9 protein-coding genes are annotated in these 14870 nt (G+C 68.3%); 4 read left to right on the top strand and 5 right to left on the bottom strand.

Annotation, left to right across the window (positions count from 1 at the left end):
* Positions 1–12 precede the first annotated feature (12 nt).
* The 3 genes from LLH23_23420 to LLH23_23430 all read left to right on the top strand — a co-directional run bounded on the left by LLH23_23420 (position 13) and on the right by LLH23_23430 (position 7146).
* Positions 13–3819 (top strand): right-handed parallel beta-helix repeat-containing protein, encoded by a 3807-nt coding sequence (locus tag LLH23_23420; protein MCE5241426.1) that lies wholly within the window; start codon positions 13–15, stop codon positions 3817–3819.
* Positions 3820–3907: 88 nt separating this feature from the next.
* Positions 3908–4816, top strand: a complete 909-nt coding sequence (locus LLH23_23425) for a hypothetical protein (protein ID MCE5241427.1) — start codon at positions 3908–3910, stop codon at positions 4814–4816.
* On the top strand, positions 4813–7146 hold the full coding sequence (locus LLH23_23430; protein ID MCE5241428.1) for a hypothetical protein: 2334 nt from the start codon (positions 4813–4815) through the stop codon (positions 7144–7146). Before LLH23_23425 ends, LLH23_23430 begins: the two co-directional genes overlap by 4 nt.
* Positions 7147–7240: 94 nt before the next feature.
* Here the strand turns inward: LLH23_23430 and LLH23_23435 are convergent, their stop codons facing one another.
* A complete protein-coding gene (locus LLH23_23435; GenBank protein ID MCE5241429.1) occupies positions 7241–8380 on the bottom strand; it encodes a uroporphyrinogen decarboxylase family protein in 1140 nt (379 codons plus the stop codon).
* 87 nt (positions 8381–8467) lie between these two features.
* On the opposite strand from LLH23_23435, the gene LLH23_23440 reads away from it, so the two are divergent.
* On the top strand, positions 8468–9250 hold the full coding sequence (locus LLH23_23440) for a polysaccharide deacetylase family protein (protein MCE5241430.1): 783 nt from the start codon (positions 8468–8470) through the stop codon (positions 9248–9250).
* An 83-nt stretch (positions 9251–9333) separates the two neighbouring features.
* Here the strand turns inward: LLH23_23440 and LLH23_23445 are convergent, their stop codons facing one another.
* From LLH23_23445 to LLH23_23460, 4 genes are all read right to left on the bottom strand, one after another.
* Positions 9334–10926 carry a glycoside hydrolase family 5 protein gene (locus LLH23_23445; protein MCE5241431.1) on the bottom strand — a complete coding sequence of 531 codons (1593 nt, stop codon included), beginning with the start codon at positions 10924–10926 and terminating at the stop codon, positions 9334–9336.
* 91 nt (positions 10927–11017) lie between these two features.
* A complete protein-coding gene (locus LLH23_23450; GenBank protein ID MCE5241432.1) occupies positions 11018–11590 on the bottom strand; it encodes a flavodoxin family protein in 573 nt (190 codons plus the stop codon).
* A gap of 13 nt (positions 11591–11603) precedes the next feature.
* Positions 11604–14108 carry a DUF4838 domain-containing protein gene (locus LLH23_23455; protein MCE5241433.1) on the bottom strand — a complete coding sequence of 835 codons (2505 nt, stop codon included), beginning with the start codon at positions 14106–14108 and terminating at the stop codon, positions 11604–11606.
* 3 nt (positions 14109–14111) lie between these two features.
* Positions 14112–14870: hypothetical protein (locus LLH23_23460; GenBank protein MCE5241434.1), on the bottom strand; the 759-nt coding region annotated here is incomplete at its 5' end.

The raw sequence follows: 14870 nt of genomic DNA on the forward strand, positions 1-14870 counted from the left end.
TGGAGGCTTGCCATGCGTACCCCCATTTTCGTGCTCTCCCTGCTGTGCCTCTGTCCCACGCTCTGCCACGCGCAGGCCTCCTATGAGGCCTGGCTCAAGCACCGCGACCAGGTGCGGCCGGACCCGTCGGTCCAGGCCTACTACACCTTCGAGGACCTCGCCGCCGACGCCAAGACCATCCCCAATGAGCGCGGCGCAAGCTACCCGCTCGCCTTCAACCTCGTCCCCCACGGCAACGATCCGGCTCAGAAGCTGGAGTTCGTGCCGGGCCGCTGGCCGGAGAAGAAGGCCGTGCGGCTGGACATGGGCCGCCTGGAGGGGGCGGAGATCCCGGTCCAGGACCGCTGCTTCACCGCCTCGTGCTGGTTCCGGTCGTCCGGGCCCGGCGTCCACAAGGGCAACAGCAACAGCAACAACGGCACGATCCTCTCGGTCGGGATCGGCTACTGGGACGGCTGGCGAGTGACGCTGTGGTACCCGGACATGCGCGTGGGCTTCGAGGTGGGCCGTCCGCAACCCGGGTCCTCGTTCGGCATCAACGGCGTCCCCTTCATGGACCACGTCTGGAACCATGTCGCCGCCACCTGGGACGGCAAGCAGACGCGGCTCTACCTCAATGGCCTGCTCATCGCCCGCGGCGACTATGCGGGGGCCTACACGCCCCCGCCGGGGCAGAAGGTCTTCCGCATCGGTTTCGCCGACTCGGGCATCGGCTCGGCTATCCTGGACGTGGATGAGGTCACCATCCGCAGCCGCGCGCTCAGCCCCGTGGAGGTGCTGCAGGAGGTCTACTTCGCCGACGCACTACCCCAGACGGCGCAGGCCGCCCTGTCGGCGGCCGAGGAGGCCGTCGCCGCCGGTGACTACGCCACCGCGCTGGCCGGCTACCGCGCCCTGGGCAGTGACAAGACCCTCCCCGCCTCCTGGCAGCCCTTCGTGGCGCTGCGGCTGGGCCTGCTGTACCAGCAGGGCCGCCAACCCGCGGCCGCGGCGCGCGAGTTCGCCCGGATCGCCACGGCCGCCAACATGCCCGAGACCGTCATGACGACGGCCCTGACGTCGCTGCTGAAGCTGAGCCGGGAGGGTGTGCCCATGCAGCTGCCACCGAAGCTGTACGCAGCCCTGCTCAACATGCCGGGGATCACACCGGGAGACCAGTTCACCGTGCACCTGCAGCTTGGCCACGCCCTCCGGCGCCAGGGCCAGGCGAAGGAGGCCGCAGCGGAGTACGCCAGCGCCTTTGCGCTTCAGGTGGCTCCACGCACGAAGCTGAACGCCCGGCTGGGTCTGGCCCATGCCTGCCGCGCCGACGGCGACACCGACCTGGCGCGCAGTCAGTACCTGCAGGTTCTCTCCGCCCCCGACGCGACGTCGGAGTTCCGCGTGGCGGCGCTGTTTGGAATCGCCGAGTGCCACGCGACCCAGAAGAAGTGGGACCAGGCGGCGGCGGCGCTGGAGAGGGCCGCGGCCCTGACGGACGCCCCGGCGCACCTGCGCGCCGAGGCCCGCGAGCGACAGGCCGAGATCGCCTGCCGCAAGGCCAACAAGCCCCTGCCCTCGCGTGCCGACCATGTGAAGCTGCCGACGCTGCCGAGGCCCGCGGTGGAGCTGCACGTGGCGCCCAATGGAAGCGATGCCAACCCGGGGACGCTGCGGCAGCCCCTGGCGACGCTGCAAGGGGCACAGGCGGCCCTGCGCAAGGCACGGACGGCCGGGGCCGGCGGGACGCCGGCACTGAACCGAGGGGGTGGGACGGCGCCGGGGGCGGGGACGGCGGCTCCGAACCAGGGCGGGGTGCCGCCGCAGGCGGCGGGGACGGCGCCGGGGGCCGGCGGGACGCCGGCACTGAACCAGAATGGTGGAACCCCGCCGTCTCTTCCGGCGGGTGGCGCCGTCGTCTATGTCCATGGCGGCACGTACCCGTGCGCCGCTGCCCTGGTGCTGACCGCCGAGGACACCGGCACGCCACAGGCCCCCATCGTCTACCGGAACTACCGGGACGAAAAGCCGCGCTTCACCGGCGGCGTCGCCGTCAAGGGCCTTGTGCCCGTGACGGACCCGACCGTGCTCGCGAGACTGCCCGAGGAAGCGCGCGGGAAGGTCGTCCAGGCCGACCTGCGGGCCCAGGGGATCGCCGACCTGGGCAAGATGAGCAAGCGCGGCATGGACGCCGGCACGGCGCCCTACACCGAGGTCTTCTGGAACGGGGAGCCGCTGCGGCTGGGGCGCTGGCCCAATGAGGGCTATGTGCGGGTCGGCCCCATCGCCTCGGGCGGCGAGGGCGGCAAGCCCACCACCTTCGGCTACGACTATGACCGCGCCAACCGCTGGCTGAGCGCCCCCGATCCCTACGCCGAGGGCTTCTGGCGCTTCGACTGGGCCGAGGGCAGCCTGGCCATCAACAAGATAGATGATGCGAACAGGCAGTTCACCATTGACAGCCCCGGCGGCTACGGCCTCCGCGCCGGCCAGCGCTACTTCGTGCTCAACCTGCTGGAGGAGATAGACCAGCCCGGCGAGATGTACCTGGACCGCGCCACGGGCCTGCTGTACGTCTATCCCCCCTCCTCGCCAGTAGGGCAGGCGGCCTCGCCTGCCCGCGCGGGCGAGGCCGCCCGCGCTACTGGTGGCGGGGCTGACCGCGCTACCGAACCCGTCGTCGAGTTCTCCCTGCTCGAGCAACCCTTCGTCGAGATGACCGACTGCTCGTGGACGGTCCTGCAGGGCCTGACCTTCGACATCTGCCGCGGGAATGCCGTCGCCATGAAGAACGGCGAACACAACCTGATCGCCGGCTGCACGATCACGCGCCCCGGACAGACGGGCGTCATTGTGGATGGCGGCCACGACTGCGGCATCTTCGGCTGCGACATCGGCTGGACCGGCCGAGGCTGCACAGTCGTCACCGGCGGGGACCGCAAGACGCTGGAGCCGGGGCGACACTTCGTGGAGAACTGTGATCTCCACGACTTCTCCCGCATTGAGCGCTCGTACACGCCGGCGGTGTTGCTCAACGGCGTCGGCAACCGCATCGCGCACAACCTGATGCACGAGTCACCCCACCACGCCATGCGCATCGAGGGCAATGACCATGTGATCGAGTTCAACGAGATCCACAGCGTCGTCACCGAGGGCGACGACCAGTCGGGCCTGGACATCTACGGCAACCCCGGCTACTGGGGGAATGTGTTCCGGTACAACTTCTGGCACCACATCGGCAGCGGCGTGGCCTGTGGCCAGGGCGGCATTCGCCTCGATGACGCCATCAGCGGCGTGCTCATGTACGGCAACATCTTCTACAAGTGCTCGGAGAGCAACTTCGGGGGCATCCAGATCCACGGCGGCAAGGACAACATCGTGGACAACAACGTGTTCGTGGACTGCAAGTACGGCCTCAGCTTCTCGGCGTGGGGCCAGGAGCGGTGGGAGAAGACCCTCGACACGTGGGGCAAGCAGAAGCTGGACGAGGTGAATGCCTTCCAGCCGCCGTACAGCGAGCGCTACCCGCAGCTCCTGCGCATCCGCGAGCACGCCGACATCAACATGGTCTGGCGCAATGTGGCGGTCAACTGCGGCTCGTTCATGACGCGCGACGGGGGCCGCGAACTGACCATGGACAACCTCGTGCTGGCCCAGGACCCCGGGTTCGTCAAGCCGGACGGCCTCAACTTCGGCCTCCAGCCCACGTCGGCGGTGTTCGCCGGCAGCACCTTCCGACGGATACCCGTGGAAGAGATCGGTCTGTATCGGCACCCGCTGCGGGCCAGTTGGCCGGTGAAGAACGAGGTCAGTCCCAACTTCAAGCCCCTGCCGAACTAGTGAAGGGGAACGGTGATGATCCCGGGAAGGCCCGCACCGTCCCGGCGACGAACTGTGCCCACCCGCAATCTGCTGCTGGAGGTCTGTGATGCGTTTGCTTGTACTGTTGATGGCGCCGTGCGTGGCGCTGACAGTGGCGCTCGCCCAGGCGCCGCCGCGCGAGCCGGTGCGCGAAGGTCCCGTGGAGCGGCTGATGCTCGACGACGGCCTGGACACCGATGCCGCCACCTGGGCCCCGGCCGAAGCCGTGCTGACGGTGGACAAGAAGCACGCCAAGCACGGCGACACGGCGCTGCGTCTGCACATTGACGTGAACTGGGAGACCGGGGAGAAGAACTACCCCATCGGCTGGCCGCGCATGTACCGCAACTGGCCGCAGGCAGCCCAGGACTGGACCCGCTACGACTACCTGGAGTTCTCGATCTTCACGGAGGCCTCGCGGCCCAAGCTCCCTTTCAACCCGCTGGGCCTGATCCTCAAGGGCGAGAAGGGCCGCAGTGTGCTCACCCGTGAGCTGTCCGAGCTGCGCCCGGGCGAGTGGACGGACTTCCGGGTGCCGCTGGTTGGTGTCCCGGATCTGCCGACGATGACGGGCGCGGGCTTCTACATCTCCGAGTCCAACTACAAGCATGGCGACGTGCTGGACTTCTGGATTGACAACATCTCCCTGGTGCGCATCGTCGAGCCCACGGCCGCCGGAACGGTCCTGCCCGAGCAGGTCATCGCCGCCGATGCCGGCTACCTGCCGCTGAACCTCAACCTCATGGGCGTGGCGCCGGATCAGAAGGTGGACGTGGTCTGGCAGCTCCGAGCGGGCCGGGCCAGCGCCGCCACCGGCAAGCTGGCCGCGGGCCGCGGCCTCAGCCGCGTGTACCTGTCGCTCCCCCCGGCGGGTCTGACACCCGGGGGCTACGAGCTGGCCCTCAAGACGGGCAGCGAGACGCTGGCCTTCCCCCTCAAAGTCGTTGGCAGTGCATGGCAGGAGGTATCGAGATGAACCGTCCCCGGAGCGCGGGTCTCCAGACCCGCAGCCTTGTCGTCGTCGTTCTGCTCGTAGCCGCTCTCTCCGCCGCCCAGGCGGCCGTCTATCGCTTTGACTTCGGCAGCGACAAGTCTGCCGTCCAGACGGACTTCACGGCTGTCACCCCGGCCGCCAAGTTCCCCGGTGCTCCCGCCGGCTGGGCCCAGGCCGGGAAGCTCGAGGCCCGTGACAAGGCCTACACGGAGTTCGTCGAGACCTACCGCGGCAAGCAGCCGCCGCCGGTGTGGACCACGCCGCTGTCGCAGGACCAGATCACGTCAGACGCGCCCGCCGAGTTCGTCGCCAAGGTCGAGCCGGGCGTCTACCACGCCTGGGTCTTCTGCGGCACCAGCAGCTCCTACCGCGCGCAGGTCTTCGACTTCGACGTCACCTCCGGCGACACCACCGTGCCGGTCCTGTTCGAGAACAGCTACCAGTACCGCGATGTGTTCGTCAAGGTGGACGCCGCGGGCGGCGAGGCACATGTGAAGCTCACGCCCCGCAACCGCTGGATCGTCGCCGGCATCGTGCTGTGGCAGGACGCCGACGCGGCACAGGTGCGCGAGCAGCTCATCCGGCCGGAGCGCGAGGTCGTGGACAACATGCCGCCGGCCGAGTTCGCCAGGTGGAAGCTCGACCCGCGCGTGGTGGACAACAGCCCCCTCCCGGCCTTCTCCGAGGCCGACCGCAAGCGCGGCTATGTGGTGCATGCTCGGCACTGGGCGGAGGTCGTGTACCCGAACACGGTCCCCGTCGCCCAACAACTCAACCCGGCGCTCCGGATGTTCGCCACGCCCGGCGAGTACGAGCCGGTGACCCTCAGCGTCTACCCGCTCAAGGACTTCGCCGGGGCGAAGGTCGAAGTCTCCGACCTCCGACCGGCGACGGGCGCGCCCATCCCGGCCGCGAGCGTCGAGATCCGCCGCGCCCGGTACCTCCGGGCCCGCCCCAACTACACCGTGCTCTACCAGTACCGCTGGGTGCCCGATGCGCTCATGCCGTACAACCCGGCCGAGCCGCTGGTCGCCCGCGAGAACGCCCGCTTCTGGCTCACGCTCCACGTGCCTGCTACCGCGAAGCCCGGTGTCTACAAGGGCGTGGTGACCGTCACCCCGACCGGCGCCGCGCCGCACAAGGCCTCCCTCGCCGTGCGCGTCCTGCCGATCAAGCTGCAGGAGGACCCCTCCAAGATCTACGGCATCTACTACCGCGACCCGCTGGATGACTGGAGCCGCGCGACCGATGAGGTCTCGAGGGCCTTCTACCTGCGCAAGTCCGAGTGGGAGATGCAGGACCTGGTGGCCCACGGCACACGCAATGTCACCACCTCGATGTGGGTGGCGCCCGAGAAGGACGGCAAGTTCGAGATCAACGGCGACCTGATGCAGATGAAGGTGGACCGCTGGCGCAGGTACGGGTTCAAGTTCCCGCTGGTGGTCGGTGTCAATGCCGGCGGCGTGTACCGCAAGTACACCAACCAGGACCTCGGCTCACACATCGCCCAGGCCAAGGCCCCGCCGCCGGAGTACGGCCAGGAGCTGACGCGGATGTGCCAGGCGATCGAGGCCGAGCGGGTCAAGCGCGGCTGGCCGGAGTTCCTGTACTACCCCATTGATGAGCCCGGCACCAGCCCGGCTGCGATCGCCTTCATGATCGAGACGCTCAAGGCTGTGCGCGCCGCCGGGGTGAAGACGTACGTGACGGCCGACCCCACCAACGAGGGCTTCGCGCCGCTGAAGCCCTACATTGACGTGTGGTGCACCCAGCCCTTCCTGCCTGGCCGGGCCGACATTATCGCCGACGAGGCTGCCCGCAAGGTGGACTACTGGTGCTACCCCAACCATGTGAACGGGGAGAACGACCACACGACCGTCAACGGCGCGCGCGTCACGTACGGCTTCGGCTTCTGGCGCTCGGGCTTTACGACGCTCATCCCGTGGATCTATCGGTCAGACAACGGCAACCCGTGGAACTACCTCGACGGCACCTCCAGCGACTTCTTCAACCGCACCGAGGACAACGGCCGCCCCATCCCGGTGGCGATGTGGGAGGCGTACCGCGAGGGCTACGACGACTACCGCTACGTCTACACGCTCAAGCAGAAGATCGAGGCGGCGCGGAAGCAGGGCGGCCGTGCGGGACGCGCGGCGGAGCAAGCGCAGAGGGACCTGGAGTACGTCTGGACGGCGCTGCGGGTGCAACCCAAGTACAAGTACGACGACCTGTGGGAGCCACGTGAGGTGGATGTGTACCGCTGGATCGTCGCCAACGCGATCCTGAAGCTGCAGGACGCAGGCGCCAGGTAGCGACGCGATCTGAAGCGGACCGGTCAAGTCAGTAGGGCAGGCGACCCCGCCTGCCCTACTGTTCCTTCTGTCGTGGGAGACCCCCTGCGGACGCTCACCGGTGCTCGCGCATTGTCTCCAGCATGGCCTCGATGTTCTCCGGCGGCGTCCCGGCCACAATCTGGTTGCTGCAGCCGATGACCATGCTGGTGTGCTCCTGCGCCGCCTCCAGCGCCGTGAGCGTCTCCACCCGCACGTCCTCTACGGTCCCCTGGTGCAGCGTCTGTGAGTTGATGCCGCCCCAGAGCGTCAGGTGCGGGAAGGTCTGGCGTAGCCGCGCCAGGTCCATCCCGGCCCGGCGGTCCAGCTCATAGAAGAAGTCCACCTCGGCGTACCCGAACAGGTCCTCCGCCACCGGCCACAGGTTCCCATCGCTGGCGAAGCCGTGGTAGCACCCGTGCTCGTGGCAGATCTCGGTAATGCGCTTGAGGCGCGGGGCCATCAGGTCGTGGAAGACCCGCGGCGAATACAAGGGCCCCAGCGGCCCCGCGAAGTCCCCCCCGCCGCACAGGTACTTCAGCCCGATCTCCTTCATCACCGCGACGTTGCCGGGAACATGGGCCAACTGACGGTCCAGGTACTTGCCGACCAAATCGGGCCGCAGCACGCAGGCTTCCAGCCAGATCGTCTCGCGCGGGATACACAGGCCGGTGCCGAAGCCGGGGATGGCGCGGTTCGGGAAGCGCTCGACGGCGGCGGTCAGGTCAGGCCAACTGGCCGGCGTGGGCTTGTAGGCGTCGGCCGAGGGCGGGTCCCCGGCGACGCTGCGCTCCAGGTCGTCCATGGTCAGTTCGGGCCGCGGCGACCGGGCCGCGACCTGGTACAGCTCGGTCTGCGGGTTGAACCGCATCACCCGCCACGTGCCGTTCTCATCGCCGTAGAAGAACGTGTGCTCATCCAGCCGCTTTGTTGGCTTCTCGTTCATGCGCCAGTACGAGGGGCGGATCAGGTCCAGGTCGAGGACATCGGCGATGTCGAAAGCGTCCTGGCGGCTGCGCTCGATGTATTCCGCATGGGCGTCAGGCCCTTCCCACAACGCCCGAGCCTCTCGGTATTGCTGGATGCCGCCGCCGACGTAGGCCTCGCGGCCGAGCACAATCGAGCCGGCCCACGACGAGAACCCGGCCTGGTAGATGGGCACCTTGTCAGACGGCTGGTGGTCGAAGGCGGCCTGGACGCGCTCGCGGGGCAGCATGGGCAGTCTCCTCGGGTGAATGGGGCAGGGATTCGCCACGGCCGCTGCGAAACCCTCCGCGCACTATCCTTCCTGGAGGCACCCGCGATGAGTTTGCCCGCTTCCCCGTGGCCCGACGGCTGCCGCGGCGCCCTGTCGCTGACGTTCGATGACGGCAACGAGACGCAACTGAAGCGCGCCATCCCGATCATGGCGGAGCGCGGCCTGCGCGGCACGTTCTACATGAGCCCGCGCGGCGACCAGTGGCGCGAGACGCTGGAGCAATGGCGCGGCGCGTACGACGCCGGGCATGAGATCGGCAACCACTCACTCAGCCACACCTGCTCGCGGGGCTTTTCGGACAACCCGCAGGCGAAGGGCCTCGAGACGATGACCCTCCAGGACATCGAGGACGATGTGTTGGAGGCCGAGCGCCGCCTGCAGGAGGTCTTCCCCACCCCCGACCGCTCCTTCTGCTATCCGTGCTTCCAGAACCACGTGGGTGAGGGCCTCACGCGGCAGAGCTACACGCCGGTCATCGCCAAGCACTTCTCGGCCGGGCGAGGCCTGGGGGAAGTCCCCAACCACCCGGCGACGTGCGACCTGCACTACGTCTGGTCGTGGATGATCCGCGGCAACACGGGGATGGAGCTGATGGGGATGGCCGACCAGTGCGCCAACCGCGGGCGCTGGGGCATCATCACGTTCCACGGCATCGGCGTGGGGCACCTGCCGGTGGCGGAGCCTGACTTCATCGAGCTATGCAACCACCTCGCCCTCAGCAAGCACATCTGGGTCGCCCCGGTGCGCGAGGTGGCGGTGGCGATCAGGGAGTGGCGGACGCAGGGGTCTGTCCCCGCGAGTTCGGCGACGCCGAACTCCGGGGGCTGACCCCGCCTCGATGCCCTGCGTCATTGGGGTCAGCCCCCTGCGCGAGCGACTTCGTCGTCCGCTCCGGGGACAGACCCCGTCACTCAGAACGTCGGCTTCTCGTCCTTGGCGAACCACCCCAGCAGCACCTGCTTGCGGTCGCACGGTTCGGCGGTGGGCTGGTGGTTGTCCTTGTCGGGCCCGTGCTCGAGGCTCCAGCCGTCCCACTCGCGGTAGGCGTGATAGGTCCAGTCCCAGCCGTACTCCTCGAACAGGCTGATGACATCGCTCAGGTACTGCGCCGCGCCCGGCGCCCAGCGGATCGCGCTGAACTCCCCGACGTAGATGTGCACGTTGTACGCCAGCTGGAACTCCCGCACGGGCTGCAGCACGCTGCGCAGCCGCTCCTTGTTCCACTCCGTCCCGTTGATGACGCCCGGGTACGTGACCGGCTTCTGGTCCTTGTTGAACACGCCCTGGTGGGTGAACTCACCGGGTACGTACATGTGAACCTGGTAGACGATGTTGGGGAGGTTCACCGGCTGCATCTCGCGGTACGCGCCGGGTGAGTCCCATTCGGCCGACTCGATGAAGACCGGGATGTTCGGGTCAATGGCGCGGATGGCCGTGGCGCACTTCACCTGCCCGTCGAAGTAGTCGCCCACGCCCTGTTCCTTCGGGGGCGCGCTCTGGACTGGCTCGTTGATCAGGTCATAGCCCCACACGACCGGGTTGCCCTTGTAGCGCCGCGCGATCTGCTCCCAGAGCGCAATCCAGTGGTCCTGGTAGAGCTTCTCGTGGAAGATCGCGACCTCGTGGTTCTCATAGCGGCCGCCTGGCGGGGAGTGCATGTCCACCACGACCTTGAGGCCGTAGCGCTTGCCGGCTTCGAGGACCTTGTCGAGATCGTCGAGTTCGGCGTTGAGCCACTTGTCGTACTCGGCCAGGTCGCGGTCGGTGCCCGCCTGCCCCCAGCGCCGCGTCATCTGCCAGCGGATGACATTGGCATGCCACTCCTGGGTGAGCACCCGCAGGTCCTCGTCCTTGAACTCATTGGGCGACATCACGCCGCGCAGGCGCGGGAGGTTGTGGCCCTTGAAGACCGGGCCGGGGTTCGCCGGCGGCTGGGGTCGGGGCGGCGGCGGGAGCTTAAGCACCGATATCTTGAGGTCGTCGAACCACACCGTGCCCGAACTGCCCTGCAGACCCAGGCTGAGGTCGCCGGCGGTCACGTCATCCGCCAGCGGGGCCACGAACTCCAGCTTCTTCCAGTCGAAGGTGCCGAAGACGTTGTCCTGGTTGCGCCAGAACTGCCCGCTGGCGGGTGAGGCGTAGTGGAGCATGAACTTGACGCCCAGGTACGAGGCCGGCGGCTTCGTGGCGTCCTGGGCCTTGGCCAGGCACTCGCAGACCAGGCGGCAGCCCCGGAAGCGCTTCAGGTCCAGCGGAAGCTGGATCATGTTGCTCCCGTTGGCTTGGTCGGCGGGCACCGTGACCTGCAGGCACTGCCCGCGCCCCTCCACCTGCACCCACTGGGCCACGGGGTTCTTGGACCAGGCGTCGCGGCTCGCGGCTGTCTCGAAGTCGGTCTGGAAGACGATGTCGCCCACCTTCGGCGGAGTCGGTTGGGCCTGCAGACAGCCGGCCCACAGCAGGGCGAAGGCAGCCAGCACAACGGCGGTCGTGGGTGTGTGCATGGGAGATCCTCCTTGCTAGTGGCGGCGCGACTCATCGCGCCAATGCCCGGCATTACGGCAACGCGGGATCAGGGCGCGATGAATCGCGCCACTACCCGTGCAGCTTCTCCAGCAACCACGCGATGTTCTTGCCCAGGTTCTCCATCGTCGCCATGCCCTCCTCGTCGCCCTCGACCTGCCCGATCTCCCGACCGATGGCGAGGTTCCAGTAGGACGACCCGGGGACGATCATGTGCGTGCACTGGAAGAAGTGATTCAGCGCGTCGAAGGTGGTGATCGCCCCGGCGCGGCGCACTGCGACGACCGCGGCGCCGACCTTGCGCGCCAGCGGGCGGCCGTTGGCGGTATTGACCAGCCCGGCGCGGTCAATGAGCGCCTTCATCTCTGCGCTTACGTTGGCGTAGTACGTGGGCGAGCCGAGGATGATGCCATCGGCCGCGCGCATCTTGTCTATGCACTCGTTGACGAGATCGTCGAAGACGCAGTGACCGTCCCGGCGCTCGAAGCACTGGTAGCAGGCCCGGCAGCCGTGGATGTCCTGACCGCCCACCTGCACCATCTCGGTCTGGATGCCGGCCTCACGCAGCGGCCCGAAGACGCGCTCGATCATGATCGCGGTGTTCCCGTGCGGGCGCGGGCTTCCGTTGAAGGCAACGACTCTCATCTCATGCACCTCGTTACAGTAGCTTGTAGACGGCGACATCATCATGCAGCGCCGTGGCGCCCTCGGCCTGGCGGGAGGCCCCGGGCATGATGACCATGCCGCCGGCCCCGTCGGGGATCGTCACGAGCAGCAGCAGCGGTTGCCAGTCGCTGAGGCCGGGCACGATGCGGGTCGAGGGCTCCAGGTCATTCCGCTCGTGCCACGCCCCGTTCGGCTGGCGGAAGCGCACCGACAGCGTGGCCCCGCTGTCACTGTCCTCCGGGTCGGACTTGGCCCAACTGACGACAAGGTAGCGCTCGCCGGGCTTGACCGGGAGCGTCTGCAGGTATGTGCCTGAGGTCGTTCCGGTCAGGCCCGCGGCCATGGTGCCGTTGCGGCCCTTGCCGGGCGCCAGCGTGACCGTGCCGCGCCCGCCGCTGCTCCAGGTGCTCCAGCCCTCCGGCGCACCCTTGGTCTCCCAGTCCTTCTCGGCCTGTTGCTGGTTGGTGGCCCTGGCCTCAAAGTCGCCGTTCTTGAGCAGGCTCGGTGGCTTGTCGCGGCTGATCTGCACCCAGGCACTGATGGCCGCGCCGAAGCCGGCCTCGGGCGTGGCCTGCGCGATCTGCGCGAGCATCTGCTCGGCCTTGTCGGGAGCGTGGCTCTGCACCCACGCCAACGCGCGCAGGGCCGCCACCGCCCCGCCCTGCTCCAGTTGCGGCATCTGGGCGGTGGCGAGGTACCCCATGTCTCCGAGGCCGCGCAGCGTCTCGCCGAGGAGGTCCTGACGCTGCGGCGCCTCGGCCCAGTAGCGCTCCCGCTCGCGCGCCAGTTGCCCCATCTCCCCCACCATCTGCAGGGCCTGCGTCGCCGACGCTTCATCGGTAACGGGCAGCTTCACCAACTGCTGCGACATGCCATAGGCCCTGATGGGGTAGCTGCCGTACTGCAGCGCGGCGCGCAGGCACTCGATGCGCTCGCGCTCCCGGTCGGTCTTGGCCTCGCGGGCAGCCTGGCGCAGCAGGCGGAAGCCCTCGTCCACGTCCTCGGGCGACATCGCCAGCGCCTGGTTCTTCAGGTTGCGGTGGACCCACCCGCGGCGCCCCTCGCGCGGGGTGTTCCACGACCGCTCCAGCAGGTCGAAGTACCGCTCCATCGTCCCGGCCGCCGGGCCGAACATCCGGGCGTAGAACTCGCCCAGCAGCTTGTCCACATCCTGCTTGCTGTCCCACTGCAGCCGGGCGAAGGCCCAGATCATCGGCGCGGTGTTGGGCAGGAACGTGTAGACCTCGACGTACATGCCCTCGAAGCCCAGCGACTTGTCGAACTTGAGCTGCTGGGCCATGGCGTGCGGGTACACGCGCGGGGTGCAGCCGCCCATGCCGAAGTAGTCATACCGCGACAGGTGCCGGCAGCGCTTCGCCCACGCGCGGGTCAGCTCGTGGTCGGCCTGCTTGCGACCGGGCTCCCACCACAGGGCCGAGGTCTCCGTGATGTAGCCGAAGACGTTGGGCTCCAGTCTGTCCACGGTCTCGGGCAGGTCGCGGGCGATGCTGTAGATGAGCGTGCCCACGTAGCGGTCGGGATGGGTCTTGGCGATCTCGCGGGCGATGGCGTTGACGAACTTGTAGTGGCGGTCGGAGAACTGGTGCTTCTCATACGAGTCCGGGTGGGGGTCCCACGCGCGGCAGGCGTCGCAGGCGCACATGTGTGAGACATCGTCCATGCCAACCGAGAAGCTGTCGGTGTCGGGGTGCGTGCTGAACCAGTTGCAGGCATACTCCGCCACCAGGCGCTGCACTTCCGGGTTGCTCTCGCAGGGCCGCCAGTAGCTGTCCTTGTCGTTGGGCGGGATCCAGCGCTTGCCGCCGATCAGCGGATAGTACTCCGGGTGGGTCTGCGCGTACTTGCTGGGCGGGAAGACGCGGTAGACATTGTTCTGGAACTGCCGCCGGGGCACAACTTCGCTGAGCACGGCCTTGTTGCGCAGGTTCCATGTCTTCCACTCGTCGGTCCAAGCGTGTCCACTCCACACGCGCGGCGACGTGTCGGGCACGCTGACGATGCCCTTGACCTCGACCGCCAGCTCGCCGGGCTTGCCGGTCGGGACATACTCCCATGCCTCGCCGGGGGCGAACCAGCGCACGCCCAGGCTGCCCTCCAGGAACGAGGCCACGGCGAAGTATGTCGGCGTGGGATACCGGCCGGTGAAGAAGACGTTGCCCCCGCGCACGTGGAGGGCGTAGGCCTCGGGATTGAGGCTCTTGTCCGGCAGGTCGCTGTCCTGCGTCGGCTCGCACTGGCCGATGTACAGGCCCGTGCCGGCGACGGCCTTGCCATCGGTCTTCAGGGGCAGATCCACGCCGCAGACCGCCTTGACGTAGTGCTGCAGGTCGGCGGCGGCAAGCTTCTCCTTGTCATTGGCGTTGGCCGGGATGACGATGGTCGCGGTAGGCTGGCCCTTGGCAGCCAGCACGACCTTCGCCGCATGGGCCGGCACGACCGCCGCCAGAACCGCGAGCGTCCAGATGAGTCGCCTCATGTCCTATGCCTCACATCCTGCCCTGTAGTTGCCAATCGCTTCGGACACCCGCAGCGCCCGGTCATGCACGCGCAGCGACTGCACCGCCGGGCTCACAGTCAGTTGGCCGGTCGGCGGGGTGCGCAGGTTGGGGCTGTAGCGCCCCCAGCCGAACTGCCGCTCCTCTCCCCCGTCGCAGAAGCGCCCGTTCACAACAAACATGATGACCTTCGGCCCGCCGTCCACGATGCACACGACGTGCTGTAGGGCGGGGGCCGGGGCGCCGTTCTGTGGGGCGGGGGCTTGTACCCCGCCCGTCGTCAGCACCTCCGCGTCGCTGCGCCAGCGGCATTCCGTCCGTCCGTCGTTGAGGACGATCTGCACCGCCCCCGACGCCACCGTCTCAAGCGCGAGGCCGGCTCCCGTCTCCTCGCGTGTATCAAGCAGTACCTGCCCCGCTGCCAGCGCCTCAAGACGCAGCCACACCTCAATCGCGAACCCCGCGCGCAGGTCCAGCGTTCCATAGTCCGCCCGCGCATGGTCCCGCCGCAGCAGGTCGGGCAACGCCAGGGGTCTGTCCCCGGCCGTATCGGGGGCTGACCCCGGCGGACCACCGGGGTCAGCCCCCGATACGGCCGGGGACAGACCCCTCGTCTCCACCTGCCCCCACAGCCCCTCCAGCAGCGTCGCGTCCACCTCATGCACCCGGGCGATGTCCTTCTGCGTCTCGGTCAGGAAGTACTTCCCGTCCTCCTCGACGAGGTCGGGGTAGCTCATGCGGAT

Source organism: bacterium (assembly GCA_021372615.1).
Taxonomy (GTDB): Bacteria; Armatimonadota; Zipacnadia; order Zipacnadales; family UBA11051; genus JAJFUB01.

Excerpts from the sequence above, each read along its gene's own strand:
- LLH23_23420 (MCE5241426.1), top strand. The coding sequence starts at position 13 with ATGCGTACCCCCATTTTCGTGCTCTCCCTGCTGTGCCTCTGTCCCACG.
- LLH23_23425 (MCE5241427.1), top strand. The coding sequence starts at position 3,908 with ATGCGTTTGCTTGTACTGTTGATGGCGCCGTGCGTGGCGCTGACAGTG.
- LLH23_23430 (MCE5241428.1), top strand. The coding sequence starts at position 4,813 with ATGAACCGTCCCCGGAGCGCGGGTCTCCAGACCCGCAGCCTTGTCGTC.
- LLH23_23435 (MCE5241429.1), bottom strand. The coding sequence starts at position 8,380 with ATGCTGCCCCGCGAGCGCGTCCAGGCCGCCTTCGACCACCAGCCGTCT.
- LLH23_23440 (MCE5241430.1), top strand. The coding sequence starts at position 8,468 with ATGAGTTTGCCCGCTTCCCCGTGGCCCGACGGCTGCCGCGGCGCCCTG.
- LLH23_23445 (MCE5241431.1), bottom strand. The coding sequence starts at position 10,926 with ATGCACACACCCACGACCGCCGTTGTGCTGGCTGCCTTCGCCCTGCTG.
- LLH23_23450 (MCE5241432.1), bottom strand. The coding sequence starts at position 11,590 with ATGAGAGTCGTTGCCTTCAACGGAAGCCCGCGCCCGCACGGGAACACC.
- LLH23_23455 (MCE5241433.1), bottom strand. The coding sequence starts at position 14,108 with ATGAGGCGACTCATCTGGACGCTCGCGGTTCTGGCGGCGGTCGTGCCG.